Annotated in this window: 24 protein-coding genes and 2 tRNA genes; 8 read left to right on the top strand and 18 right to left on the bottom strand. The window is 59.6% G+C overall.

Annotation, left to right across the window (positions count from 1 at the left end; genetic code table 11):
- Positions 1-27: 27 nt before the first annotated feature.
- Both ACN0SY_RS12935 and ACN0SY_RS12930 read right to left on the bottom strand, forming a co-directional pair.
- Positions 28-939, bottom strand: a complete 912-nt coding sequence (locus ACN0SY_RS12935; protein WP_417687645.1) for a GNAT family N-acetyltransferase — start codon at positions 937-939, stop codon at positions 28-30.
- Between the two features lie 239 nt (positions 940-1,178).
- A complete protein-coding gene (locus tag ACN0SY_RS12930; protein ID WP_417687643.1) occupies positions 1,179-2,585 on the bottom strand; it encodes a lipopolysaccharide biosynthesis protein in 1,407 nt (468 codons plus the stop codon).
- Positions 2,586-2,889: 304 nt separating this feature from the next.
- Here ACN0SY_RS12930 and ACN0SY_RS12925 point away from each other — a divergent pair, with 304 nt between their 5' ends.
- Positions 2,890-3,570, top strand: a complete 681-nt coding sequence (locus ACN0SY_RS12925; protein ID WP_417687641.1) for a hypothetical protein — start codon at positions 2,890-2,892, stop codon at positions 3,568-3,570.
- Positions 3,571-3,754: 184 nt separating this feature from the next.
- Here ACN0SY_RS12925 and ACN0SY_RS12920 read toward each other — a convergent pair whose 3' ends face one another.
- Entirely contained in the window at positions 3,755-4,069 is a 315-nt protein-coding gene (locus ACN0SY_RS12920) for a YchJ family protein (protein ID WP_417687639.1), read from the bottom strand.
- A gap of 232 nt (positions 4,070-4,301) precedes the next feature.
- On the opposite strand from ACN0SY_RS12920, the gene ACN0SY_RS12915 reads away from it, so the two are divergent.
- The gene (locus ACN0SY_RS12915; protein ID WP_417687637.1) at positions 4,302-5,273 is read left to right on the top strand and encodes an endonuclease/exonuclease/phosphatase family protein; all 972 of its coding nucleotides are present in this window, start codon (positions 4,302-4,304) and stop codon (positions 5,271-5,273) included.
- Between the two features lie 45 nt (positions 5,274-5,318).
- Here ACN0SY_RS12915 and ACN0SY_RS12910 read toward each other — a convergent pair whose 3' ends face one another.
- From ACN0SY_RS12910 to ACN0SY_RS12900, 3 genes are all read right to left on the bottom strand, one after another.
- Positions 5,319-5,648, bottom strand: a complete 330-nt coding sequence (locus tag ACN0SY_RS12910; RefSeq protein ID WP_417687635.1) for a c-type cytochrome — start codon at positions 5,646-5,648, stop codon at positions 5,319-5,321.
- A 230-nt stretch (positions 5,649-5,878) separates the two neighbouring features.
- A tRNA-Gly gene (locus tag ACN0SY_RS12905) sits at positions 5,879-5,953 on the bottom strand.
- A 127-nt stretch (positions 5,954-6,080) separates the two neighbouring features.
- Positions 6,081-6,155 (bottom strand) — tRNA-Gly (locus ACN0SY_RS12900).
- A gap of 248 nt (positions 6,156-6,403) precedes the next feature.
- Between ACN0SY_RS12900 and ACN0SY_RS12895 the strand changes: the two genes are divergently transcribed.
- The 4 genes from ACN0SY_RS12895 (at position 6,404) to ACN0SY_RS12880 (ending at position 9,006) form a co-directional block, all read left to right on the top strand.
- Positions 6,404-6,925, top strand: a complete 522-nt coding sequence (locus ACN0SY_RS12895) for a prolyl-tRNA synthetase associated domain-containing protein (RefSeq protein ID WP_417687633.1) — start codon at positions 6,404-6,406, stop codon at positions 6,923-6,925.
- Between the two features lie 100 nt (positions 6,926-7,025).
- Positions 7,026-8,006, top strand: coding sequence for a thioredoxin (gene trxA / locus ACN0SY_RS12890; protein ID WP_417687631.1), 981 nt, complete (start codon positions 7,026-7,028; stop codon positions 8,004-8,006).
- Positions 8,007-8,104: 98 nt separating this feature from the next.
- A complete protein-coding gene (locus ACN0SY_RS12885) occupies positions 8,105-8,785 on the top strand; it encodes an LON peptidase substrate-binding domain-containing protein (RefSeq protein WP_417687629.1) in 681 nt (226 codons plus the stop codon).
- A gap of 14 nt (positions 8,786-8,799) precedes the next feature.
- The gene (locus ACN0SY_RS12880; RefSeq protein WP_417687627.1) at positions 8,800-9,006 is read left to right on the top strand and encodes a Trm112 family protein; all 207 of its coding nucleotides are present in this window, start codon (positions 8,800-8,802) and stop codon (positions 9,004-9,006) included.
- Between the two features lie 113 nt (positions 9,007-9,119).
- Here ACN0SY_RS12880 and ACN0SY_RS12875 read toward each other — a convergent pair whose 3' ends face one another.
- The gene (locus ACN0SY_RS12875; RefSeq protein WP_417687625.1) at positions 9,120-9,410 is read right to left on the bottom strand and encodes a YggT family protein; all 291 of its coding nucleotides are present in this window, start codon (positions 9,408-9,410) and stop codon (positions 9,120-9,122) included.
- Between the two features lie 248 nt (positions 9,411-9,658).
- Here ACN0SY_RS12875 and ACN0SY_RS12870 point away from each other — a divergent pair, with 248 nt between their 5' ends.
- On the top strand, positions 9,659-10,477 hold the full coding sequence (locus ACN0SY_RS12870; RefSeq protein ID WP_417687623.1) for a MipA/OmpV family protein: 819 nt from the start codon (positions 9,659-9,661) through the stop codon (positions 10,475-10,477).
- Between the two features lie 842 nt (positions 10,478-11,319).
- On the opposite strand, the gene acnA is transcribed toward ACN0SY_RS12870, so the two are convergent.
- Positions 11,320-13,995 carry an aconitate hydratase AcnA gene (gene acnA, locus ACN0SY_RS12865; RefSeq protein WP_417687939.1) on the bottom strand — a complete coding sequence of 892 codons (2,676 nt, stop codon included), beginning with the start codon at positions 13,993-13,995 and terminating at the stop codon, positions 11,320-11,322.
- A gap of 618 nt (positions 13,996-14,613) precedes the next feature.
- On the opposite strand from acnA, the gene ACN0SY_RS12860 reads away from it, so the two are divergent.
- Positions 14,614-17,406: a bifunctional aconitate hydratase 2/2-methylisocitrate dehydratase gene (locus ACN0SY_RS12860; RefSeq protein WP_417687621.1), complete on the top strand. Its 2,793-nt coding sequence runs from the start codon at positions 14,614-14,616 to the stop codon at positions 17,404-17,406.
- A gap of 110 nt (positions 17,407-17,516) precedes the next feature.
- Here the strand turns inward: ACN0SY_RS12860 and ACN0SY_RS12855 are convergent, their stop codons facing one another.
- The 10 genes from ACN0SY_RS12855 to ACN0SY_RS12810 all read right to left on the bottom strand — a co-directional run bounded on the left by ACN0SY_RS12855 (position 17,517) and on the right by ACN0SY_RS12810 (position 25,480).
- Positions 17,517-18,185 carry an HAD family hydrolase gene (locus tag ACN0SY_RS12855; protein ID WP_417687619.1) on the bottom strand — a complete coding sequence of 223 codons (669 nt, stop codon included), beginning with the start codon at positions 18,183-18,185 and terminating at the stop codon, positions 17,517-17,519.
- 51 nt (positions 18,186-18,236) lie between these two features.
- Complete coding sequence (locus ACN0SY_RS12850; protein ID WP_417687617.1) at positions 18,237-19,055, bottom strand: ABC transporter permease subunit; 819 nt, start codon at positions 19,053-19,055, stop codon at positions 18,237-18,239.
- Positions 19,056-19,173: 118 nt separating this feature from the next.
- Positions 19,174-20,079 carry a cation diffusion facilitator family transporter gene (locus ACN0SY_RS12845; RefSeq protein WP_417687615.1) on the bottom strand — a complete coding sequence of 302 codons (906 nt, stop codon included), beginning with the start codon at positions 20,077-20,079 and terminating at the stop codon, positions 19,174-19,176.
- Between the two features lie 127 nt (positions 20,080-20,206).
- Entirely contained in the window at positions 20,207-20,977 is a 771-nt protein-coding gene (locus ACN0SY_RS12840; protein WP_417687613.1) for a DUF1223 domain-containing protein, read from the bottom strand.
- A 115-nt stretch (positions 20,978-21,092) separates the two neighbouring features.
- Positions 21,093-21,698 carry a DsbE family thiol:disulfide interchange protein gene (locus ACN0SY_RS12835; protein WP_417687611.1) on the bottom strand — a complete coding sequence of 202 codons (606 nt, stop codon included), beginning with the start codon at positions 21,696-21,698 and terminating at the stop codon, positions 21,093-21,095.
- Positions 21,695-21,877: a heme exporter protein CcmD gene (gene ccmD / locus ACN0SY_RS12830; RefSeq protein WP_417687609.1), complete on the bottom strand. Its 183-nt coding sequence runs from the start codon at positions 21,875-21,877 to the stop codon at positions 21,695-21,697. The genes ACN0SY_RS12835 and ccmD overlap by 4 nt, the downstream gene beginning before the upstream one ends.
- A gap of 4 nt (positions 21,878-21,881) precedes the next feature.
- Entirely contained in the window at positions 21,882-22,649 is a 768-nt protein-coding gene (locus tag ACN0SY_RS12825; protein WP_417687607.1) for a heme ABC transporter permease, read from the bottom strand.
- A 71-nt stretch (positions 22,650-22,720) separates the two neighbouring features.
- Positions 22,721-23,392 (bottom strand): heme exporter protein CcmB, encoded by a 672-nt coding sequence (gene ccmB / locus ACN0SY_RS12820; RefSeq protein ID WP_417687605.1) that lies wholly within the window; start codon positions 23,390-23,392, stop codon positions 22,721-22,723.
- Positions 23,389-24,009: a heme ABC exporter ATP-binding protein CcmA gene (ccmA, locus tag ACN0SY_RS12815; protein WP_417687937.1), complete on the bottom strand. Its 621-nt coding sequence runs from the start codon at positions 24,007-24,009 to the stop codon at positions 23,389-23,391. Before ccmA ends, ccmB begins: the two co-directional genes overlap by 4 nt.
- 250 nt (positions 24,010-24,259) lie before the next feature.
- Positions 24,260-25,480 carry an ammonium transporter gene (locus ACN0SY_RS12810; protein WP_417687603.1) on the bottom strand — a complete coding sequence of 407 codons (1,221 nt, stop codon included), beginning with the start codon at positions 25,478-25,480 and terminating at the stop codon, positions 24,260-24,262.
- Positions 25,481-25,711 lie beyond the last annotated feature (231 nt).

Genomic DNA, 25,711 nt, shown 5'->3' with positions numbered 1-25,711 from the left:
ACACCGCGAATTGGAAGAGATCATCTGTCAGCCACGCCGCAGCAGCTTGCGGGCCATCTTTCTGAGGCGGCTTTCTGCTGCCATGTCCGCTTTGCTGATCCGGCGCAGAACCCTGCCCCTAACGGAATTCGCGCATAGTAGAGTGCCGTAACGCATCCGCCCCCGCCACAGCGGGTCGATCATCGGGTGCCCAGGAATGGCCAGGGAATCGGCACCGGTGATTCGGGGGTCGCTCAGGTTACGCTCGAAGGCAAACAGGGTGATCTGCGTCCCGGGTGAATAGCGCGCGTAATCCTCATCGAAGGCGATCTTCCAGGAAAAAGCGCGCGCCCCCTCGATCAAGACCGTGAGCATGGCGATAGGCTTTCCACCCACGGTGATCGAATCGATCCGCACACCATCCTCAGCAGCGCGCTCTGCCACCATCCCACGCGTAAAGGCTGCCGAATTGTGATGCGAAAGCAGCGCCGTTCCTCGCTTTCCTTTCCACCCGGAAGCCTCCAGTTGCAGGAAATTTTCGAACTGATGCACCGCGTCCATACCGTGATGGCTGGCAAATTGAACAGGACCCACCTCCTCGAGGCGGCGGCGCAGGCGGGTCATTTCCTTTCGCCTTTTTCCTCGAAAGGCCATCGCGAACTGTTCTTCGCCTTCCGCGCCACCGGCGTGGCAGGCACGCGCCTCCTCGCCCTCGCAAACCACATCCCAGCCAGGAGCCGTCGTCAGTGCCGCCGCTGCTGGTCCGTCCAATGGCACAAAGGGAAAGGCCAGCACGGCATCCCCCGATGTCCGCCGCACATGAGTCAGGAAGTCTGCAATCACGGCAGGCGAGGAGTTGGGAGAGAGAAGCGGCGCACCCAGCGGGCCATACTCTGTTGCCCATGCGGTCGCAGCGGAGGTGACAAGGCCCAGCTTGCGCCTTGCAAGGGGAGCCGCCATCAGCCATTCACCGGAGCGGGCGCAACTGACAGCCAGAACGCGCACATTCGACCGGCCCATTTCATCCAGGAAGGGACGGAGGAACTGAGGCCCGAAAAACGGATTCGGCTCTAAGGCCACAGACGCAAGAGTCCGCCACCTGTCGATGTGCTCACCATCTGCTAGAGGGTCGCAGACATGGAAATTGAGTTCTCTCGGGTCGGCTGACAAAGGGCCGTCCGCCGTTTCCGTCCTCAAGCTCACGCCATCCCTCCATCGTCTCGCGTCACCGCGGCCCGGGCGAGAAAGAAGGTCTTCACTTCAAGCCGTCTCCAGGCGGCAAAGGCCAGGCTCGATGCCTCGAACGCAATCGATATGCTTGTCGCAATAGCCGCGCCCAATAGACCGAATGCGGGGATCAGCATCAGGTTCAGACCGACGTTCATGGCAAATGTCGCACCATAGATGCCTGCGCAGATTTTCTGATGACCGCTCATGCTCAAGAGCGCATCCGCCGGACCGACGGCCGCTCGCATCAATGCCCCAACAAGGAGAACCGCGAGGATCGGATAGCCGGAGGAGAAGCCTTCGCCAAACAACGACAGAAGAAGAGGCGCCACCACGAGCAAGGCCAGGCCGGTGCCTAATGATAGCCAGAACGTCCAGCGGCTTGCCCGGTGAACATAGTTGGCAAGGCCGTCGTGATCATCAGAATGAATGAAGCTTGCGAAACGATGCGCGGATGCTGCGCGAACCGCGAAGTAGACGAAGTGTACCAGTGCCAGCGTCTTGGAAGCAGCGAAATAGACGGCAACCTCATCCGGTGAATGCCAGAAGCTGACCATGATGACGTCGGCGCTCACGATGAGCTGGAGGAAGCCCTCCACAAGCAGCATTGGCAGGGAAATCAAAAGCCATGTCGGCACGTCCATGGTCCGTTTGCCGCGCGGCACCGCAGACCGCAGACGCCTGTTCAGCGCAAGAAGCTGGTACAGCGCCACGATCCAGGTTGCAGCGACAGCCGCGACCGCGGCATCAAAGGCCGAAACGCTCCCGTTGACCAACAGAAGCCCCAGCACCAAGGCCGGAATAACCAGTGGCCGCCAGATATAGGTCGGCAGCATCGCGAGTGATGTCCAGTCGTAGCTGCGGGCGATTCCATCCTGGACGCCGCCGAGCGCAAACAGCGGGAGCGCAAGCAGGATTACGGTAAGCGGCTGCACATAGTCCGGCGAAACATGATCCCCTAGGACCCAAACCAAAACCATTCCGACTGCGGCAAGCCCCAATCCGGCGAACAGGGACCCGGCACGACTGAAGACAAGGAAGCCGCGCAAACGTTCAAGATCGCCGGACTTCAGATACTGCGGGATGAAACGATTGGGCGAAGAGGAAAAGCCTATGCAGGCAAAAATCCCGAGAACGATGATCCAGGTCCACGCAACGGAAAAGACTCCGTAGTCGGAGGCGCCCATCCAGCGCGCAAGCAGGATTTGGGAGACATAGGCAAGCGCCGCCCCGAGGACACGGGTCGAGAAGGTCACCAGCGCCATGCGCGAGGCATCGCCGTCGAGAAGGGCCGCCGCACGCTCAATCAAAAGCGCAAGCGTCCTCGTGCCCGCAGTCCGCTGCAGTCGGTTTGCCCATGTGTCGGCAGATCCGCGCAATCCGAATATCCCCAATCAAAAACATTCGTACTAATGACATGAGGGGCTTAAGAATCCGTGGCCAACTCGCTTGCGCCAGCTCGTGCGCACGCATCTTTCATCACGGTTGCGTGAAAGAGATGGCACTTTCGGCCTCAATCGGCGTGTTAACGGCACATTGATAGTTGTCGCATTAGACGTTTTGGGGATGAGTCGTCGAATTCTTCGATTCCGCGCTCACGAAAATAAGATTACGTCGCCGCGCGATTTTTCAGGACGGGGCGGCTATGTCTAGGCAACCATCACAAGATTTTGGGACACCACAATGCGGAAAGAGGCACTCGACCGAATTTTCAATTATGAAGAAGGTCGGGGACTCGCATTCCGCTTTCGCCAGAAACGCGGCGCGATCTTCAGAGACTTCGTTGAGACACATTTCGCGGACCGTCCATCACTCAAGATCATCGATCTTGGGGGAACTGAAGAATTCTGGATTTCCGTAGGTTATGACTATCTTCGCAGCAGGAACATCTCAATAGATTTACTGAATTTATTCCCAATTGAAGTGCAGAACACTGACCTCTTCTCCGCAGTTGAAGGAGATGCATGTACCTTCTCCCCTGAGCAACGATATGATATTTGCTTTTCTAACTCTGTGATCGAGCATGTGGGCGAAACGCGTCGTATTCTGGAGTTTCGCGATACTGTCTGCCGGATCGCAGACTCGTACTTCATTCAAACGCCAAACTTTTATTTTCCAATTGAACCCCATTTCGTTTTCCCGTGCTTCCACTGGCTTCCGAAGGTGGTGCAAGTCGGCCTAAATCGCAGATTCACGTTAGGTCACATGACCAAATCGGCCAATCTGCTCGATGCCTATCTAACTGTTGAGAGTTGCAATATCCTGCGCCCCAACGTGTTCAAGGCCCTCTTCCCAGAGGCCACGATCGTGCGTGAGCGCCTTTTCGGACTCTGTAAGTCCATGATCGCTTTGAAAGCTAGCTGAGAATACAGACGCGAACGCGTGGGTCTGGCGGGCTAAAATCAGCTCTTGACTCGTCGGTAGAATTTGGAACAAATAGAGAACATAAACTTGCAACGTTCGAAGGATGCCTCCCTTCGCCGGTGCAGTTGGCTCAGGTCCCCGCTTCCGCCGCCATGGAGCGGGGACCGGCCCACAAATGTGCGACCTATTCGTCGATTGCTTCAACGTAGTACCATCGACCTGACTTCTTCCGGAAACGGCTGAGTTCGCGATGAGTGCGAAGCTGTCCCCCTGACAGATATTTGGCCTCGAACAGGACAGTCCCGTCTCGGTCTCCGCCTTGGCCTGCACTCGTTGCCAGAACATTGAGACCTGTCCAGTGGCTTTCTGCCGCCCAGGTTGCCGTCGCCTTGAAATCGAATGACGGCTGGAACTTGGGCCACAGCGTTTCGTGGAGATAGGCGATGTTCTGCAGAACATAGGCAGTGTATCGCGATCTCATGAGCGCCTCAGCCGTCACTGGAATGCTGGCTCCGGTCAGATAAGGCTCACAGCATTGCGGGAAGGGTTTTGTCGAGCCACAGGGGCAGGAAGTTAAGGTCATGGTTAGGACATAAGCTGAAAACATCGGCCAAAGGTGCGCCTCTCCTATCACCGATGCGGCCGGCCCGCTATGATTTGACCAAGTGGGACCGCTCACTCCGTGTCCCGATGGATGGCATTTCCCATCGCAACCCTCTTCGGGAAGACGCATGCGACTGGCGACATTCAATCTGGAATCCTTCGGCGATGACCGGTTTCAACCGGAAAAGCTGAGCCGGCGCCTCGACGTGCTGCGTCCGCGGCTGACGGAACTGGATGCCGACATCCTGTGCCTTCAGGAGGTGAATGCCCAGAAACCTCAGGGCGAAAGATTTCGCGATTTTGCAGCGCTCGACCTGTTGCTGGAGGACACGCCCTATCGGGACTTTCACCGCGCGGCAAGTTTGCGCGCCGACATGGCAGGACCGATGGACCGGCACAACCTGTTGGTTCTAAGCCGGTTTCCGATAGATGATGTTCAAGTCCTGCACGACGCACGCGTCACACCACCGCTCTGGCTGCCGCAAACGGTAGAACTCCCGGACGGACAACCGTACGAGCTCGGTTTCGACCGCCCGATCCTTCAAGTCCGTCTTAATATCGGTGGCGACAAACCACTTCATGTCCTTGTCGTGCACCTGCGCGCTCCCATTGCTGCCGCTCTTCCTGGTGGAAAGCTGAATGCATCGACATGGAAAACAACGCCGTCCTGGGCCGAAGGCTATTTCGCGGCCACAGTGAAGCGGATTGCCCAGGCACTTGATGCAAGACTGGCAATCGACGCACTGCTGGATGCAGATCCAGAAGCGATGATCGCTGTCGCCGGCGATTTCAACGCAACCGGCGACGCGAGCGCCTTGCGCCTCCTGTCTGCCGATCCGGAAGATACTGGCAACCCGGAACTCCAATACCGCAGGCTCTATCAGCTGGACGCCTCGCTGCCGCGCGGCAAACGTCAAACGGTCATACATAACGGGAGAGGTCAGACCCTCGACCATATCCTCGCGAGCGCCCGGCTGCGCGACCGGATGACGGACATATCGGTCTACAATAACGGGCTTGCCGACGAAGTCATCGACTCGGGAACAGACGCAGCCCATGGGTCCTTTCACGCTGCGATCTGCGCCACATTTGACCTTTGAGTTCCAACGTCAGGCCACGCTGTGACGACTTTGGAGAACTCAGTTTCAGGGAGCCAGCGATCCGATGTATCCGGCAAGGTCTGAAATCTCGGAGTTGCTGAGGCTCATGTTCGGCATCTTCGGATGCGGATCGGCCAGAAAGGTCTTCAGGGCTTCGCTTGAAAGCGATGGATCCTTCGCGACATCGTAGAAACTCGGCAACGGGGCATCGCTGACCCGCTCCTGATCGTTGGCAACCAGATGACATGCAGAGCACCATTTGAGCGCGAGAGCCTTGCCATTGGCTACATCCGCAGCAAGCGCCGCCGATGAAGTCATCACGATGGAAACGACCACCCCTAAAAGGGTGGCTACGAAATTGCCGCGTGTCTTCAAGGCTCTCTCCCTCTCATAGAACGCCGCGATACATCGCATCGGCGACTGGCCTTGATTTCAGCTTATGGCATCACAACACGATCGGCTAGTTGCCACAGACGACCGGCAACCGGGACGACTTGAAGAAACGGCCGCCGCTTGCGGGCGCAAGGGCCGGCGTCGCCGGAGGCGCCCAAAACCAAAAGGCCGACGATCGATTGATCATCGGCCTGGCACCTTTCGGTGAAAACTGGAGCGGGCGATGGGATTCGAACCCACGACCCCAACCTTGGCAAGGTTGTGCTCTACCCCTGAGCTACACCCGCATTTATCTTGATGCGCCGGGCCGCTGGCCCGTGGATACCGATGGGTGCCGGCATCTCCGCAATCAAAAAAGCCGACGATATAAAATCATCGGCCACTTTCGCCTTTCGGCAGCCTTACGGCGGAAACTGGAGCGGGCGATGGGATTCGAACCCACGACCCCAACCTTGGCAAGGTTGTGCTCTACCCCTGAGCTACACCCGCAAAATACCGTTCAGACCAGCCTTTCGACCGCCCTCGTCGGCGAGGTGCGCAGTATATGAACCATGCAGAGGCGGATTGCAATACGCTTTTTCCGGAAAAATTATCTGCACGCCCGTTGTGGATATTAATCCTTCCTGCTGCCTTTCTTTGTCAGGGAAACACAGGCGAAAATCACTCCTGCAATGCTTGGCCACACCGGCAAATCGCGTTAGAGAGCAGGGTGAGAACACCAAGGGAGACGTGGGTAGATGGCCGCAACGCGGGACGAGCTGATGACCTTTCTGGCCGGGCACGATATCGAGGTGTCCACGATTGACCATCGGCCTGTTTTCACGGTGGCGGAATCGGGTGAACTGCATGACCAGATACCCGGAGGCCACACCAAGAACCTGTTCCTCAAGGACAAGAAGGGACGTCTGTTCCTGGTGGTCGCACTGCATGACGCCAAGATCGACCTGAAGCAGATCCATCATCTGATCGGCGCACAGGGAAGGGTATCCTTCGGAAATGCCGATCTGCTGATGGAAGTCCTCGGCGTCGTCCCCGGATCGGTAACACCCTTCGCCCTGATCAATGATCGCGATGCGCAACGGGTCAGCGTAGTCTTCGACGCCGCCATGATGCAGCACGAGATCCTCAACTATCACCCGCTGTCGAACGATGCGAGCACGGCCATTTCCAACACGGACCTCCTGAAGTTCGCACGCGCATGTGGCCATGACCCGAAGGTGCTGGCGGTGAGTGCACAGGCGCAAGAAGCAGGTTTGTAATTGGCTGCCGGGAGCGCCATGTTAGGAACAAACAATGCCACGTCAGTCGCAGGCACGATTTTGTGCGGCGGAGCGCGTCGGAAACTTGAGGCATGAACGGATGAGCACGGGCAATTTTTCCATGGGTGGCCAGGTCGGGGCCGGTTTCGGCGGCAGCTTCGGCGGCGGCGGATACGGCGGGAATGACGGCGGCAACGGCGGCGCTGGCGACGACGACCTGATCAAGGACGTCACCACCCAGAGCTTCATGCAGGACGTCATGGAAGCCTCGCGCACCCAGCCGGTCCTTGTTGACTTCTGGGCTCCGTGGTGCGGTCCATGCAAGCAGTTGACCCCGGTGATCGAGGCCGCGGTCAAGGCAGCGCGCGGCGCGGTCAAGCTGGCCAAGATGAACATCGACGACTATCCCGAAGTTGCTGGCCAGATGGGCATCCAGTCCATCCCGGCGGTCGTCGCCTTCAAGGACGGCCAACCGGTCGACGGCTTCATGGGCGCCCAGTCGGAAAGCCAGGTGAAGACCTTCATCGAGAAGCTGGGCGGTGCGGCTCCGGCAGACCCGATTGATGACTATCTGGAGCAGGCCGAGGGCCTTCTGGAAGCAAAGGACTGGGGCCAGGCAGCCCAGCTTTTCGGCGCGGTCATGCAGGCCAAGCCGAACAATATCCGCGCCATATGCGGCCTCGCACAGTGCTATCTCGGCGCCGGCGACATTGATCGGGCAAAACAGGCATTGACCATGGTGCCCGAGGATAAGCATGGCGAAGCTGTCTATGCTGCGGCAAAGGCCGCACTGGACCTGGCTGAACAGGCTGAGGCACTTGGCGATCTTGCAGACCTTCATGCCCGCATCGAGCGCGATCCGCTCGACCATCAGGCACGCTTCGATCTTGCCATCGGCCTCAACGTCGGTGGAGACAAGAACGCCGCCGTCGACCAGCTGATCGAGATTTTCCGCCGTGATCGCGAATGGAACGAAGACGGCGCCCGCAAGCAGCTGCTCCAGTTCTTCGAAGCCTGGGGACCGAAAGATCCGGCAACCACCTATGGCCGCCGCAAGCTGTCGGCCGCCCTGTTCTCTTGACCCCGCCGGAGGCAAACACAAATACCGTTGCAAGGTGCTGAACCCCCTCAAGGCGTCAGCCAAGAGCGCAAGGGACCGGACAGTAAAGGGACAGAAGAATGCAGGCAGGCAATGCCATCTATGAAATGATCGCGGACCTCCCCCCGGTCCTGCCTGTGTTCCCCCTGCCCGGCGCATTGCTGTTGCCGCGCACCCAGCTGCCTCTGAACATCTTCGAACCTCGTTATATCGACATGGTGGACGCGGCCCTCGCCGGCAATCGCCTGATCGGCATGATCCAGCCCCAACAAAATCGCAGCGGTGACAATCCCGACTTTCCGCCGTTGACCTCCATTGGCTGCGTCGGCCGGTTGACCAGCTTCCAGGAATCTGGCGATGGCCGCTACCTGATCACCCTTCAGGGCATCATGCGCTTCGGCGTTGCCCGCGAGCTTGATACGATCACCGCGTTCCGCCAGGTCGAGGCCGATTATGCCGCTTTCGCTCACGACCTGCAGTCGGGGCTGGGCGAAGAGGAAGTCGACCGGCAAGGCCTCCTGAAGACCCTTCGCGACTATCTTGATGCCAATAATCTTGAGGCTGACTGGCAGAGCGTCTCGGAAGCCGAAACGGAAGTGCTGGTCAATGCGCTTTGCATGATGTGCCCCTATGGGGCTGAGGAAAAGCAGGCTCTTCTGGAAGCCCGGGACCTCAAGATGCGCGCAGAGACCCTGATTGCAATCACCGAAATGGATCTCGCCCGGTCGCAGAACGGCGACGGCGGAACCAGCCTCAACTGAACGGAGACCGCGGCATGGCCGAGACCGAAACCGATCAGCCGGCCGAGCGCCAGCTGGACAGAAAACTGCTGGAATTGCTCGTCTGCCCTGTGACGAAGACCACGCTTGAATACGATGCGGCCAACCAGGAACTGATTTCCCGGGCAGCAAAGCTCGCCTACCCGATCCGCAACGGCATTCCGATCATGCTGGCCGAGGAAGCCCGCCCGCTCCAGGACTGACCACACCCATCGGCATAATTGAAAATACGCGCAACGGACCCAGCCTGCGCGTATTTCAATCGGTCGGCCTGCGCCTCGTCCGCCGGGGTCACCCCGGCCGCTATCCGCTTGCCTTAAAAGACGTTCGGATAGACGTAGCGCATGATGATGTTCTGGATCAGGAAGATTCCGAGCAGCAGCGCGATCGGCGACAGGTCCACACCGCCGAGGTTCGGCATGAAGCGGCGGATAGGCCGCAAAACCGGCTCGGTCAGATTGTAAAGCGTCTGCCCGATGGTCGCGATGACCTGATTGCTCGAATTGATGATGTTGAAGGCGTAAAGCCAGGAGAAGATCGCGCTGGCGATGATCACATAGGTGTAGAGGTTCAGCACCAGGAGAACAACGTCGAGAATTGCGCGCATCAGTTACCGTCCATGGCAAATCAGAAGTGGATGTTGGCGTTTCATGTAGCCCTGCAACCGCCGGACTGCAAGGGATCCCTGTCGCGAGCAGCTGATCATGGTGAATACGGCTTGGCTTTCAATCCCTTGGCGCTGACGTGCCGTAAATGCCACAACTGGCCAGAATCGCGGCACAACCGCTTTGCTTGACCGCAATGCATGCTAGATTGAGCGTCAAATCGAACGTTCTACCAGAAGTGGGCTGCAGGATGACCTTCGGACTTCGCCGTCTCGCCATTGCTCTTTGCGCAACGATCGCCGCCTCCGGCGCCATGAACCAGACCGTCATGGCACAGGATATCGCCGGCATCGAGCCGGTGACCGAACGCCAGTACGAGCTCGACCTCGGCGTCGGCGTGATGGTGAAGCCCCGCTTCGCCTCATCCGAATCCTACATCCTGGCACCGTTCCCGATCGTCTCCGTCGGCCGATTTTACATTCCGGGGCTTGGTCAGGTCGTCGATGGCCGCCGCAAGTCGGGTATCTTCTTTTACCCGTCCTTCGGCTTCGTCGGCGAGCGAAGCGCCAGCAATGCCAAGGATCTGACCGGCACCAAGACGGTCGACTGGGCGCTGGAACTCGGCCTCGGTGCCGGCTTCCGGACCGAGCACATGCGCATCTTCGCCGAACTGCGTCAGGGCATCAACGGACACACCGGTCAGGTCGGCCAGCTGGGCCTCGACGGGATCCTCTTTCCGACAGAGCGCCTCGAAGTCAGCGTCGGTCCGCGTGCCAGCTTTGCTTCCAACGGCTACATGGACACCTATTTCGGCGTAACCGCAGCCGAAGCGGCGGCCAGCAGCGGCCGGCTCACCGCCTATAATGCCAGCGCCGGCTTCAAGTCGGTCGGCCTTGCCGCCCGCGCCAGTTACGACTGGACCGACACCACCCGCTTCCACGTTCAGGCCGGCTACGACCGTCTGGTTGGCGATGCTGCCGACAGCCCGATTACCGCTCAGGGCTCCAAGGACCAGTTCAGCGTCGGACTTGGCGTCAGCTACAAGTTCTCGTTCAACCTGTTCAACTGATCTGATCCGTATCGCCAACACGAGAAGCGCCACGAGGGTTTCCCTCCGGCGTTTTTTTGACTGGTAGTCCTTCCGTTCTTGCTGACGCGTTTCGCGACCGGGGACTGGCGTCCGCTTTTGCCGGATACGCGCCGAGCCACGGAAGTGGCGGGGCGCAGCGCCTAGAGGCGAGCACGGTATCTCCACCACCGCTGATGTCATTTTGGATTGATTGCGAACAGGATGGATCCCATGGTCAAGCCACTAGATGACAAGATGGCGTGATGGATCCCTAAAACAACAATGTCATTGCGGGGCTTTACCCTGATATCAATACCGATTGGCGAGGGCACATTGGATGCTTCCCGCATGACAATGTTGCGATATGGATACCGCGCTTGAGTTTACGCATAACAAGTTTGATTTTCTTACGGATTTCAGTTTCATCTAACTCGCGATAGAAAATCAGGCTCCGAAAATTCGCGTGCTATTAACGAGGTTTATTCGACTGCGAAAGAACCGAAGCGGCCAGCTTTTTAGTTTTCGGGCTATACTTCCCACTTCCCAGCACCTTTGAAGCTTTTGTCTCCAATTTGGCTCCTGTTTGTTTCGACGTACGAGATTGGGAGAGGGCCGAACCAGCTAGGCTTTTTGCGGTCGCTGACGCGCCAGGATCGCGCAAAGTCTTTGACGCTTGCTTCGAAACACTCTTTCCAGTTCGCTTTGTATTTTTAGCCATTCTATACCCTCCTCACCAAGAACAACCATAAGATGTGAATTGTTCCTCATTTGTTCAAGAGGTCGAACAAAAAAGGGCCCCGAAGGGCCCACTCTGAGTTTCTGACAATGCTTTGTAACAGACCTCAGCTCGTAACGAGGTTCCGCAGCACGTAGTGCAGGATGCCGCCGGCCTTGATGTATTCCAGCTCGTCGACCGTATCGACCCGGCAGAGGCATTCGATCACCTTGGTCGTGCCGTCCTCATAGGTGACTTCCACGTCCATCATCTGGCGCGGGGCGATGTCGGCGATGCCCTTGATGGTGACCCGCTCCTTGCCGGTGATGCCGTGGGACTGCCAGCTCTCGCCCTCCTTGAAGGTGAGCGGGATAACGCCCATGCCGACCAGGTTCGACCGGTGAATGCGCTCGAAGGATTGGGCGATGACGGCGCGAACACCGAGCAACTTGGTACCCTTGGCTGCCCAGTCGCGGGACGAACCGGTGCCGTATTCCTTGCCCGCGAAGACGACCAGAGGCGTTCCCTCGGCCTGATATTCCATGCAGGCGTCGTAGATCCACTTCTGCTTGCCGTCCTTCATGGTCACGCCACCCTCCACGCCCGGAACCATCTGGTTCTTGATGCGGATATTGGCGAAGGTGCCGCGCATCATGACGTTGTGGTTGCCGCGGCGCGCGCCATAGGAATTGAAATCCTTCTGCGCCACCTGATGCTCTGACAGATAGGTGCCGGCGGGGCTGTCGGCCTTGATGTTGCCGGCAGGCGAAATGTGGTCCGTGGTGATACTGTCCAGGAACAGCGCCATGACCGCCGCGCCCTCGATATCCTCGAGCGGCTTCGGTTCCATCGTCATGCCTTCGAAATACGGCGGGTTCTGGACGTAGGTCGACGAGACCGGCCAGCCGTAGGTCATACCGCCTTCGACTTTGATCGAGCGCCAGTGTTCGTCACCCTTGAAGACGTCGCCATAGCGTTCGCGGAACATCTCCTCGGTGATCGAGGAGCGGATCAGGTTGGTGATCTCGGCAGTCGTCGGCCAGATGTCCTTCAGGTAGACCGGATTGCCGTTCTGGTCTTCGCCCAGCGGATCCCGGGTAATGTCGATGTTCATGTTGCCGGCAATGGCGTAGGCGACAACCAGTGGCGGGGAAGCCAGGTAGTTGGCGCGCACGTCCGGATTGACGCGGCCCTCAAAGTTACGGTTGCCGGACAGGACCGAGCACGCAATCAGGTCGTTGTCGTTGATGGCTTTGGAAATCGCCGGATCGAGCGGGCCGGAGTTGCCGATGCAGGTGGTGCAGCCATAGCCAGCCAGCGTGAAACCGAGCGCATCGAGGTCATCCTGAACGCCGGCCTTTTCCAGGTAGTCGGTCACAACCTGCGAGCCCGGCGCCAGAGACGTCTTGACCCATGGCTTGACCTTGAGGCCCCGCGCCAGCGCGTTGCGCGCAACGAGACCGGCGCCGATCAGCACGGACGGGTTGGAGGTATTGGTACAGGAGGTAATGGCCGCGATCACCACGTCGCCATGGCCGAGATCGTGGGGCTTGCCATCGACAGGCACGCGCTTGGCAGCCTCGCCGGCCTTCTTGAACTCGTCTTCCATGGTGCTCGCGAAGCCGGCAGCGGCATCGGACAGGTTGATGCGGTCCTGCGGCCGCTTCGGACCTGAGATGGACGGCACGACAGTGGAAATGTCCAGCTCCAGCGTGTCGGTGAAGACAGGTTCCTCTGCCCCTGAACGGAACATGCCCTGCGCCTTTGCGTAGGCCTCGACAAGGGCGATGCGATCTTTGTCACGCCCTGTGGCGTTCAGATATTTCAGCGTATCGTTGTCGACCGGGAAAAAGCCGCAGGTCGCGCCGTACTCAGGCGCCATGTTGGCGATGGTGGCGGCATCTTCGAGGCTGAGATTGTCGAGGCCCGGGCCATAGAATTCGACGAACTTGCCGACCACGCCCTTCTTGCGCAGCATCTCGACGACCCGCAGCACGAGGTCCGTCGCGGTGATGCCGTCGTTCAGCTTGCCCGTTAGCTTGAAGCCGATGACTTCCGGTATCAGCATGGAGATCGGCTGGCCGAGCATGGCCGCTTCCGCCTCGATGCCCCCGACGCCCCAGCCAAGGACGGCAAGGCCGTTGACCATGGTGGTGTGGCTGTCGGTGCCAACCAGCGTGTCCGGATAGGCGACAGTCTCGCCGTCCTCGTCTTTCGTCCAGACGGTCTGGGCGAGGTATTCCAGGTTCACCTGGTGGCAGATGCCGGTTCCCGGCGGAACGGCGCGGAAATTGTCGAAGGCCGACTGCCCCCAGCGCAGGAACTCGTAGCGCTCGCCGTTGCGCTCGTATTCGAGATCCACGTTCTTCGCGAAGGCGTCCTGGGTGCCGAAATAGTCGATCATCACCGAGTGGTCGATGACCAAGTCGACCGGCACCAGTGGATTGACCTTCTTCGGATCGCCGCCGAGTTTCACGGCAGCGTCGCGCATGGCGGCCAGGTCCACCACGGCCGGAACACCGGTAAAGTCCTGCATGAGGACTCGCGCCGGGCGATAGGAGATCTCGTGATCGGAGGTGCGGCTCGTCAACCACGTCGCGACCGCGCGAATATCATCGGCGGTGACTGTTCGGCCGTCTTCGAAGCGCAAGAGGTTCTCAAGCACCACTTTCAGCGAGAATGGCAATCTGGAAACACCGTCCAGCCCATTCTTTTCCGCATCCGGAATCGAGAAATAGGTGTAGGTCTTGTCGCCGACCTGAAGGGTTTTCTTCGACTTGAAGCTATCGAGGGACTGGGTCACGCGGACGATCTCCTTGCTGTCCTTTGTGGCCGTCCAGGCGTAGTTGGCGGCCGGGGTCTCAAAATCTCTGGGTCTCAACGGCCGCGCCGCGGTCTTCCATATCTCTTCAAGACAATGCGCCTTGCACGGCTGCAGTTCCCGGAAAAGGGTTCGGGAAGAAACGCGGCCAGCAATTCAACACTTTGATCCCTCAACACAAACTTCCGCGTTCCTTCACTGTCCATGAGGACTTGGACCGGACCGAAAGCCAGAAGAAACCGCCGGATTCTCCGAATGTAGCGTTCTTCTGAGGATTTGGTGTCTGCGTCACCTTATCTCAATAGTTTAGGCCATATTCTCGCGCACCAAACGCGGGCTCCAGTCCATAATGACACGGAGTATCCAACGCGAGCGAGCAGTGACGCAAGCCAAGGCAGGACATGCGCTCCCGGGATACCCGGGCTGATGGCAACGATGGAATGAGGATTGCGGTGCAGCAAAGCCGGAAAACGTGGCCGGAAAGCTGTTGCATACATATGTATACTATATTATGACCACGCCAAGCAAGCTTGACCCGGCTCGCGAGAGAGGCGAACCGGCGCGCACAGCTTCAACTACCAAAAGGACGCCGGGATTATCATGAGCCTGTACGCAGACTACCTGAACGAGATCGAAAAGCGCAAAACCGAGGGCCTGCATCCCAAGCCCATCGATGATGGCGCTCTCCTCGCCGAAATCGTTGAGCAGATCAAGGATCTGAGCAACGCGCACCGCGAAGACTCCCTGAAGTACTTCATCTACAACACGCTGCCGGGCACGACGAGCGCCGCAGGCGTGAAGGCGAAGTTCCTCAAGGAAATCATCCTCGGTCAGGAAACCGTCGCGGAAATCACCCCGGCATTCGCGTTCGAGCTGCTGTCCCATATGAAGGGCGGCCCGTCCGTTGAGGTTCTGCTCGACCTGGCCCTCGGCAATGACGAAGCAACCGCGAAAAGCGCCGCTGACGTCCTGAAGACCCAGGTTTTCCTCTACGACGCCGATACCGATCGCCTGAAGGAAGCCTTCAAGGCCGGCAACCCGATCGCCAAGGAAATTCTTGAGAGCTACGCCAAGGCCGAGTTCTTCACCAACCTTCCGGACATCGACGAAGTCGTCGAAGTCGTGACCTACATCGCCGCGGAAGGTGACATCTCTACCGATCTTCTGTCGCCGGGCAACCAGGCACACTCGCGCTCCGACCGCGAACTGCACGGCAAGTGCATGATCTCGGAAGCCGCGCAGAAGGAAATCCAGGCGCTGAAGCTGCAGCACCCGGGCAAGCGCGTGATGCTGATTGCCGAAAAGGGCACAATGGGCGTGGGTTCCTCGCGCATGTCCGGCGTCAACAACGTTGCGCTGTGGACCGGCAAGCAGGCTTCGCCCTATGTCCCGTTCGTCAACATCGCTCCGGTCGTCGCCGGAACAAACGGCATTTCGCCAATCTTCCTGACCACCGTCGGCGTCACCGGCGGCATCGGCATCGACCTGAAGAACTGGGTCAAGAAGCTGGATTCCGATGGCAACCCGATCCTGAACAACGACGGCAATCCGATCCTGGAGCAGAAATACTCCGTCGAGACGGGCACCGTCCTGAAGATCAACACGAAGACCAAGAAGCTCTGCAACGAAGACGGCAGCGAAGAGCTGGCGGACCTCGGCTCCTCCTTCACGCCGCAGAAGGTCGAGTTCATGAAGGCTGGTGGCTCCTACGCCATCGTTTTCGGCAAGAAGCTGCAGACCGTTGCCGCCGAGACCCTCGGCGTCGAAGCACCGCAGGTCTTCGCACCCTCCAAGGAAATCTCGCACGAAGGCCAGGGCCTGACCGCCGTTGAAAAGATCTTCAACGCCAACGCTGTCGGCGTGACGCCGGGCAAGACCCTGCATGCCGGTTCCGACGTGCGCGTCCGCGTCAACATCGTCGGCTCCCAGGACACCACCGGTCTCATGACCGCGCAGGAACTGGAAGCCATGGCCGCGACCGTCATCTCCCCGCTGGTGGACGGCGCTTACCAGTCCGGCTGTCACACCGCCTCCGTATGGGACCTCAAGGCCCAGGCCAACACGCCGAAGCTGATGGCCTTCATGCACAAGTTCGGCCTGATCACCGGCCGCGACCCGAAGGGCGCCTATCACGCCATGACGGACGTGATCCACAAGGTGCTGAACGACATCACCGTGGACGACTGGGACATCATCATTGGCGGCGACAGCCATACCCGCATGTCCAAGGGCGTTGCCTTCGGCGCTGACTCCGGCACCGTGGCTCTGGCTCTTGCAACCGGCGAAGCCACCATGCCGATCCCGGAATCCGTCAAGGTGACCTTCAAGGGCTCCATGAAGGACTACATGGACTTCCGTGACGTGGTGCATGCGACCCAGTCGCAGATGCTCAAGCAGCATGGCGACAACGTCTTCCAGGGCCGCGTCATCGAGGTTCACATCGGCACCCTGCTCGCCGACCAGGCCTTCACCTTCACCGACTGGACCGCAGAAATGAAGGCCAAGGCCTCCATCTGTATCTCCAACGACGAGACCCTGATCGGCTCCCTGGAGCTGGCCAAGTCCCGCATCCAGGTGATGATCGACAAGGGCATGGACAACGATGCAAAGGTTCTTCAGGGCCTGATCGACAAGGCGGACAAGCGTATTGGCGAAATCCGCTCTGGCGAAAAGCCGGCTCTGACCCCGGACGACAACGCCAAGTATTTCGCCGAGGTTGTCGTGGATCTGGACCAGATCGACGAGCCGATGATCGCCGACCCGGACGTCAACAACGCCGACGTCTCCAAGCGCTACACCCACGACACGATCCGCCCGGTGTCCTACTACCACGGCGAAAAGAAGGTCGACCTGGGCTTCGTCGGGTCGTGCATGGTGCACAAGGGCGATATCAAGATCGTCGCCCAGATGCTCAAGAACCTGGAAAAGGCCAAGGGCAAGGTCGAATTCAAGGCCCCGCTCGTGGTTGCCGCTCCGACCTACAACATCATTGATGAGCTGAAGGCCGAAGGCGACTGGGAAACGCTCGAGAAGTACTCCGGCTTCGAGTTCGACGACAACGCGCCGAAGACTGCCGCCCGCACCGAGTACGAGAACATCCTGTATCTCGAGCGCCCGGGCTGTAACCTCTGCATGGGCAACCAGGAAAAGGCCGCAAAGGGTGACACGGTGCTCGCCACCTCTACCCGCCTGTTCCAGGGCCGCGTCGTTGCCGACAGCGAGACCAAGAAGGGCGAGTCCCTGCTGGCATCCACGCCGGTCGTCGTGCTGTCCGCGATCCTTGGCCGGACCCCGACCATCGAGGAATACAAGGAAGCCGTCGAAGGCATCGACCTGACCAAGTTCGCCCCGCCGCTCCAGGCGCCGGCAACCTCGCGCTCGATCCACTTCTAAGAATGGTGGTACGTCCGGTCAGATGACCGGGCGGGCAAGACAACAAGGGCGGGATGTCTCCGGACATCCCGCCCTTTTCTGTTCGTTTTGCCTTACTATTCCGCCTCACCTCACAGCAGAGCGGTCATCTCCGCAAAAGACGAGACGACGTTGTCGGCACCAGCAGCCCTGAGCCGGTCACCAAGGCCATCGTCTGCGTGTCCTGCGCCGGTGAACCCCCAGACGGTCATGCCCGCCGCGACCCCCGCCTTCACCCCATTGACGCTGTCCTCCAGCACCAGGCAGTCCACGGGAGCTGCACCGAGTTTGTCTGCTGCCATCAGGAACAGATCCGGCGCCGGCTTGCCGTTTGCCACCTGGTCGCCCGAGTAGACGTGGCCGTCAAAACGATGGCCGAGATGTGTGATTTCCAGCTTGCGAAGAAGGCCCTTAAGGGCGGAGGACGATGCCACGGCACGTGGCCCGGCATGACGGTCCAGCAACCCTTGGATACCCTCGACAGCGGTCAGTTCGGTTTCCATTCGGGCGTACATGTCCCGAACCATGTTGTCCTGGAAGTCATCCGGGAACGGCCCCTGATCCAGTTTGGCGTGGTCGGCCCGAAGCGCAGCCATGAAGTCGCGGCCATGCAGGCCGGTGAAGCGGACGCTGTAGTCCAGCGGTTCGTAGACGAGCCCGATCCGCGCGAGATGCTCCATCTCGACCGCATGGTAGATGACTTCGGAGTTCACCAGAACGCCGTCACAATCAAAAATGATCACCTGATCCGATGTCAGCATGCCCTGTCCGTATCTTGAATTCGGGGTCTAGCGGTTGGGGGAGTTCGAACCCTAGTGACTGCCGTCGAACAGCCCCCTGATGAACTGGCGCTGGAAGAACACCAGCAGAAGCAGCGGTGGAAGCACCGCAAGGCAGGCCAGCATCATGCCATTGAGGCTGCTGCGGCCGAAGAACTGCAGACCACGCACGACGGTGTAGGACGCCTCGTCGGTCGTCACCATGACCGGCCAGAGATACTGGTTCCAGCCGTTGACGAAGGTCACAAGAAATAACGCTCCCGCCATCGGCCAGGAAATCGGCACGAGGATGTCACGCAGGAACCGAAGCGGCCCCGCACCGTCGAGCCTTGCGGATTCCAGCAGCGCATCGGGCACGTTGCGCAGAAACTGGCGAAAAAAGAACGTACCGATTCCCGAGGCAACAAGCGGCAGGATCAGACCCGCACGGGTGTTGACCAGACCCAGGTCGGCAATGACGCCGTAAGTCGGTAGAAAGCGGGATTCCAGCGGCAGCATCAGCGACAAGAGCAGAAGCCAGAATATGAGGCCGGCGAAGCGGATCCGGAAATAGGCGAGCGCATAGGCCGCTAGAAGAGACAGCGTCACCTTGGCCACCGCAAAGCCCGCGCCCAGAAGGAACGAGTTCCAGAGCATGCCGAGAGCGGTAATATCCCCCATGAATCCCGACTGAGAACTCAGAAGTGCGCCATAATTCGTCAGGAACTGATCGCCAGGCAGCAACGTCAGGCCACGCTCACGCACCGCACCTGGGCCATGGGTCGTAGACAAGAAAAGCGACAACAACGGCCCACACATGAAGATCGTGCCGCCTGCAAGGATGGCATGGTCGAAGATGGTTCTTGCGCGCATCGACTGAAATCCGCTTGTCGGAATCGACAGCTATATGAAGAAATTCAGGGCACCATAGAAGATATTCAGCGCAATGCCAGTCACGGAAAGTGACAAGCTGTTGCAGTGCCACCGCCGGTCAGAGCACCACGATACCCGAGTGCTTGGCCTTGTGCTCGGGTTCGACGTGGATGGTCATCCGCGATCCGGGCAAGGCCTTCCCGATTGCCTGTTCGATGCGGTCACAGATGTCATGCGCCTGGTCGACCGACATTTCTCCCGGTACCACCAGATGAAAATCGATGAAGGTAACACGCCCGGCGATCCGGGTTCTGAGGTCATGAGCCTCGATGGCACCTTCCCCGTGATCGGAAATGAGTTGCCTGATGCGGTCTTGAACTTCGCTCGAAGCCGCCTCATCCATCAGCCCGGAAATGCTGTCCCGCACCACCTGCCATCCGGTCCAGAGCACGTTGAGACCGACCAGCGCCGCCAGCAGTGAATCCAGGATCCGCCAACCGGTCAGCAGCATCAGGCCGACCCCAACCAGAACCCCGAGGGAAGTGAGTACATCAGCGACAAGATGCTTTCCGTCCGCGATCAGCGCCGGCGATCTTTGCGCCCTACCGACCCGCATCAGGATTGTCGCCCAGACGCCATTTATGAGCGCGGCGAGCGCGTTGACGCCCAGACCAAGCGGCGAATAGGTCAGTTCCGGTTCCTCGACGAAGCCGATCCATGTCGCGCGAAAAATCGATATGGCCGCCAGCACGATCATGACACCGACAAGAACGGCTGCGAAATACTCGGCCTTGTCGTGCCCGTAGGGGTGATTTGAATCGGCGGGTTTGGAGGCAAACCAGACAGCGACGACTGCAGCGACTGACGAGGCGACGTTGACGATCGTCTCCAGTGCATCGGAATAAAGCGCCACCGAGCCGGTCAGACGGTAGGCGGCATACTTCAGCACCAGGACAGCGAGGCCGATCCCGATGCTGCCGAATGCGACTTTCAATCTGAGGCTGGTTGGCAACCTGAGGCTCATCGGCCGGACTGATCCCTTGCTGTGCGACCCGGTCAACGCGGATCCAGCAAGGGGTATCAGGTTTGCCCGTCAGAACAAGTCCGGAAACCGCCGATGCACAACAGTAGCGCCATGCATCGCCGGCCAATCAGCGACTTGCGGACCAGTCCATTGCGGCCGCGCCGATAATCTGACCGGGCCCGCTTTCGTCTTCCAGCTGGATCAGGATCGCGCATTTTTCCGCGCCGGAGCGCTGCATCTCGCTCTTCGGCATCCGGAAGGTCTCGACGCCGCCGCTCCACATGCCGATCGGCTGCATCTTCTTGACGACATTCGCATATGTTATTGTTGCGCCAGTATTTTCACCCCGGCCAATCGCGACTTCCTCGCGCGCTGACATGCTGATGAAGACAACCGTCGCCATCTTCGCCTTGCGCGGCAAATCTCCAGAAACGCGGGCCTCGATTCCCATGTCGTTTCGCTTCAATTCAACGGCAACACCGAGGGGAGCCCCACGCTCCATCGCGTCCTGAACAGAGGGGTGATTGCTGCCAACCACATGCTCCAGTCCATTGACAACAATCTGCGGTGTGTAGACCGAACGGTCGCCGCGCTGCGCGGCATAGGCTCTTTGACGCTGGGAATATTCGGGTTTTGCCAGCGTATCCTTCCAGCCCAGATAGTCCCAATAGTCGACTGGCAGGGACATGGCGAGCACATCACCGTTGCGCGAAAGCTCCTCCACCAGACGATCCGCCGGCGGACAGGATGAGCACCCCTGACTGGTGAACAGCTCCATCACCACGCGTGGAGACGTGCTGTCCGCAAATGCTGTATCGGACATGATTGAAAGCCCGGCCAGACCGGCAAACAAGGCGCTCAAGACACTTCGGCGCATGGAACTTGCTGTTGGGCCCATGGGGCGACCTCTTTGTTTCCTGATGACAGGAAATTAGGCACAGAAACGATAAAGAGCCAGTCACGACGCGGTGACTGTCTAGACCGTGAGTTGGGGCGCACAGACGCGGCGAGGATTAAGATCCGGTGAGGACTTTTTCCAGCTCCGGGAGAAAGGTACTTTCATAAGTCTCGGCACTCAAGGGACCGATAAACTTGTAGCGGATGGTACCGTCCCGGCCGACTATGAAGGTCTCCGGAACACCGTAGACACCCCATTCGATGGCCGTGCGGCCATTTTCGTCTGCCCCGACGAAGTCATACGGATTCCCGAGGCTGCCCAGAAAGCGCCGGGCGTTCTGCGGTTTGTCCTTGTAGTTGATGCCGATCATCTGGAAGCCCTCGCGAGTCGCCAGATCCTCAAGAAACGGATGCTCCTGGCGGCAGGGCACGCACCACGATGCAAAAACGTTGACGACGGAGACCTTGCCCACGAGGTCTTCCTTCGAAAACCCTGGTACCGGTTGTCCATCGGCAACGAGATCTGGAACGCCCGGCAGCTGGGAATCGGGTGCAGGTTTTCCGATCAGGGCCGAGGGGATCGTGCTTGGGTCAGTCCCAAGCGTCAGCTGGAAAAGAAAAAGTCCGGCCAGCGCGGAAAAGACAATGACCGGCAACAGGACAAGGACCGGAATACGTCGCTTGGGTGCGGTCTTCGCGTCCTGATCTTCGCTGTCGGTCATGATTGGTCCGTTTTACGCGACGCGCGACTTGCGCGGGCGTGCCCCTGTGCGGCCAGATCCTCGAGAGCGGCATCAAGGCGCGCCTTGTCCACGCGAACCCAGACGATGAGCCCTATGACGACCGTCATGCAGACGGCGTAGGACGCGATGATGAATCCGGCGTGCGGTCCAAGGTCCATCAGATCACTCCGCAGGTTGGGCAGTTGCACTGGCCGCAGCGGGGCGGCCCGTGGAGGCGGCCCGCAGACGCAAGCTACGTACCCTGCGGCGCAGGATTTCGTTGCGCATCGCCATGAGGTGCAGCACGAAGAACAGCAGCGTGAAGGCGACCGCCATCACCAGGAGTGGCCACAGGATGTCCGGATGGATGGTCGGGCCGTCCATACGCATGACACTCGCCGGCTGGTGCAAGGTGTTCCACCAGTCCACGGAAAACTTCACGATCGGCAGGTTGAGTGCGCCGACAAGTGTCAGGATCGCGGCGGCTTTCCCGGCCTTGATCGGGTCTTCCATCGTCCGCCAGAGAGCCATCAATCCGAGATACATGATGAACAGCACGAGGACCGATGTCAGGCGCGCATCCCAGACCCAATAGGTGCCCCACATGGGTTTGCCCCAGAGCGACCCGGTCACCAGCGACATGAAGGTGAAGGCCGCGCCGAGCGGAGCGGCGCATTTGGCCGAAACATCCGCCAGAGGATGCTTCCAGACCAGCGTTCCCAGTGAGGAAATCGCCATGATCGAATAACACATCATGGCGAGCCATGCGGCCGGCACATGAATGTACATAATCCGGACTGTGTCACCCTGCTGATAATCCTCAGGCGCCACGAAGAAGCTCATGTAGAGACCGACCGCGAAAGCGATCACGCAAAGCCCGACAAGCCAGGGCAGAACGATCTGCACCAGTCGCATGAAGCGCGTCGGATTGGCCAAGTCCAAGATACCCATGGAACCGTTCTAATCGACTGCCGCAGGCGCTTCAATGGACAAGAAGGCGCAGGCTGTCGATGTACCGCGTCTCAGTCACTGGAAAAGCGCAGTGCCGCGGCCGACGCAAACGGACCGACGACAGCCGCAATCAGCGTCAGCGCACACAATATCAGGAAGGGCGTCAGGAACGGCACCGGATCCCTGACCGCGGCATCCGCCGCACTGACGCCGAAGATCAGAACCGGGATCGCAAGCGGTACGACCAGAACCGCCAGCAACAACCCACCACGCCGCAAGGTGACGGTCAGCGATGCGCCTATGGCACCTATGAGAGTCAGGGCCGGCGTGCCGACCAGCAGTGTCAACGTAACCGCCCCGATCGCCAACGGCTCCAAATTCAGGAAGATCGCCAGAACCGGTGCGGCCAGAACCAGTGGCAGGCCCGTCGCCACCCAATGGGCAAAGCATTTGATCAGGACGACGAGTTCAAGCGGCCGCCCGGCCATAAGGATGAGATCAAGCGATCCATCGTCGCGATCCGCCTGAAACAGCCGGTCCAGCCCGAGAAGCGTCGCCAGAAGCGCGCCAATCCACAGGATTGCCGGACCAATGCGGGCGAGCAGATTGAGGTCAGGACCAACGCCGAAGGGAATGACCGTGACCACCGCAAGAAAGAACAGGACGCCGACGAGCGCACCGCCACCCACACGGAAGGCAAGGCGCATCTCGCGCCAGAACACGGAAGACACCCAACCGCTCATGGGTGGCCCTCCCCGCTTGCTCCGGCATCGAGCGGCGCGATTTCTTCGGCGGAGAGCTGCCGTAGTTCCAGAGTCCGGATCGGAGTGATCTCGAGCGGCGTATGAGTTGCCGTCACGATCATTCCCCCAGCCTTGAGATGGTCGTTCATCATGCCGAAGAGCTGTCGCTCTGAGGCTGCGTCGAGGGCAGATGTCGGCTCGTCCATCAGCCAGAGCGGCCGCGGCGATACGAAAAGACGTGCCAGCGCCAGCCGCCGGGTCTGGCCGGCGGACAGATAGGCAGCCGGCAAGGATGCCGTGTGCCCGATGCCGAGCATCTCCAGGATTTCCAAAGGCTTGAAAGCACGCACAGCAAAGGCTGGTGATACCGCAGGCGCAGCAAAATCACGCCAGAAAGCCAGGTTCTCCCGGACACTCAACGCAGGCTTGACCGCGCTCTGATGACCGAAATAGTGGCAGTATTCGCTCAGACCCCGTTCGCCGTCACCGCCTTCAAGGGTGAGGCTGCCTTCCGCGATGGCAACAAGGCCGGCAAGCGTTCTGAGCAAGGACGACTTGCCAACGCCATTGGGACCGGTCACCACCAGCGCCGTCCCGCTCTCCAGCGAGAAGGACAGACCCGCAAAAACCCTGCGGTCGCCGCGGTCTACGGCGAGATTGTCGGCAATGAGCTTCAGAACGGATCTCCGGCAGGGACTGCTTGTCCCGTCTTGTTAGTGCGCCGGATGCCGGATTGGCAAGTCGGCGATTTGCGGACAGGACAATTCGTCTCGATTGCGTGCGCCCCGGCGGCGTTTCGGCGCGATACAAAGAAAACGCCCGGAGCAATGCCCCGGGCGTCAAACTAGAGATTAAGTCTGAGACCGATCAACGACCCAGATCGTGCTCCGGGTTGGCACTGATCTTGTGGATCGAAAGGTCTGCGCCGCGATGCTCGTCTTCCTGGCTGAGGCGCAGGCCCATGACAGTCTTCAGGATGCCGTAGACGACAAAACCGGCAATCAGCGCATAGAGTGCGCCGGCCAGCGTACCCACGATCTGCGACATGAGTGAAACGCCGCCCAGACCCCACATCGCTTCCGCACCGAAGATACCGGCGGCGACACCGCCCCAGGCACCGCAGATACCGTGCAGCGGCCAGACGCCGAGGACGTCATCGATCTTCAGCTTGTTCTGGCAGAATTCGAAGCCCTTGACGAAAATGATGCCCGCGACACCGCCGACGACGAGCGAGCCGAGCGGATGCATGATGTCGGACCCTGCACAAACCGCCACGAGACCGGCAAGCGCGCCGTTGTGAACGAAGCCTGGGTCGTTGCGGCCGGCGACCAGCGCGGTCAGGATGCCGCCGACCATGGCCATCAGGGAGTTGATCGCGACAAGACCGGATGCCGCTTCAAGGGAGCCTGCAGTCATCACGTTGAAGCCGAACCAGCCCACGCAAAGCATCCAGGAGCCGAGAGCGAGCCACGGAATCGACGACGGCGGGATGCCGATCGGACGTCCATTCTTGTCGTAGCGACCACGGCGGGCACCGAGGAGCAGAACCGCAGCCAGTGCAATCCAGCCGCCCACGGCATGAACGACAACAGAGCCGGCGAAGTCGTGGAAGGTCGCGCCGAATGAAGCCTCAAGCCAATCCTGGAAGCCGAAATTACCGTTCCAGACAATCCCTTCGAAGAACGGATATGCGATACCGACCAGCGCCGCGGTCGCAATGCACTGGGGCAGGAACTTCATGCGCTCGGCAATACCGCCGGAGATAATCGCCGGAATGGCGGCTGCAAAGGTGGTCAGGAAGAAGAACTTGACCAGCGTCAGGCCCTGAAGCTCGAAGCCGTCGCCGCCGCCCGACAGCGTCGCCGCATCCACCAGGAACGAGGTGCCATAGGCGAAGGCGTATCCGACGAAGAAATAGGCAACCGTGGAAATGGCGAAATCGACAAGGATTTTCACCAGCGCGTTGACCTGATTCTTCTGACGGACGGTACCGACCTCAAGAAATGCGAAGCCGCCGTGCATTGCAAACACGAGGATGGCCCCCAGCAGCACGAAGAAGACGTCTCCGCCGACCGCGTTCTCAGTCATTTTTGACTCCCTTTTATGCAGACTGCCCAGAGGACGGGCGCCCATTGGAGCCAGATGAATACAAACTGCATGCCAGTTGGGCAGAAACGCCGAGAGCCGCAGAATTATTGGGCTGCCGGAGATGCTAGATCTGCATCAGCCACCGCATTTGCCCTGAAAGTCGGCATAAATAATAGGCAACCGTACTCTTTTTAGGCATTTTCCAATTTGGCAGCCACACCCTGTGCCGTC

It is taken from the genome of Roseibium sp., assembly GCF_048261595.1.
Classification (GTDB): Bacteria; Pseudomonadota; Alphaproteobacteria; order Rhizobiales; family Stappiaceae; genus Roseibium.
Note: the sequence above shows the minus strand (reverse complement) of the source record. Positions and strands in the feature narration are given on the sequence as shown.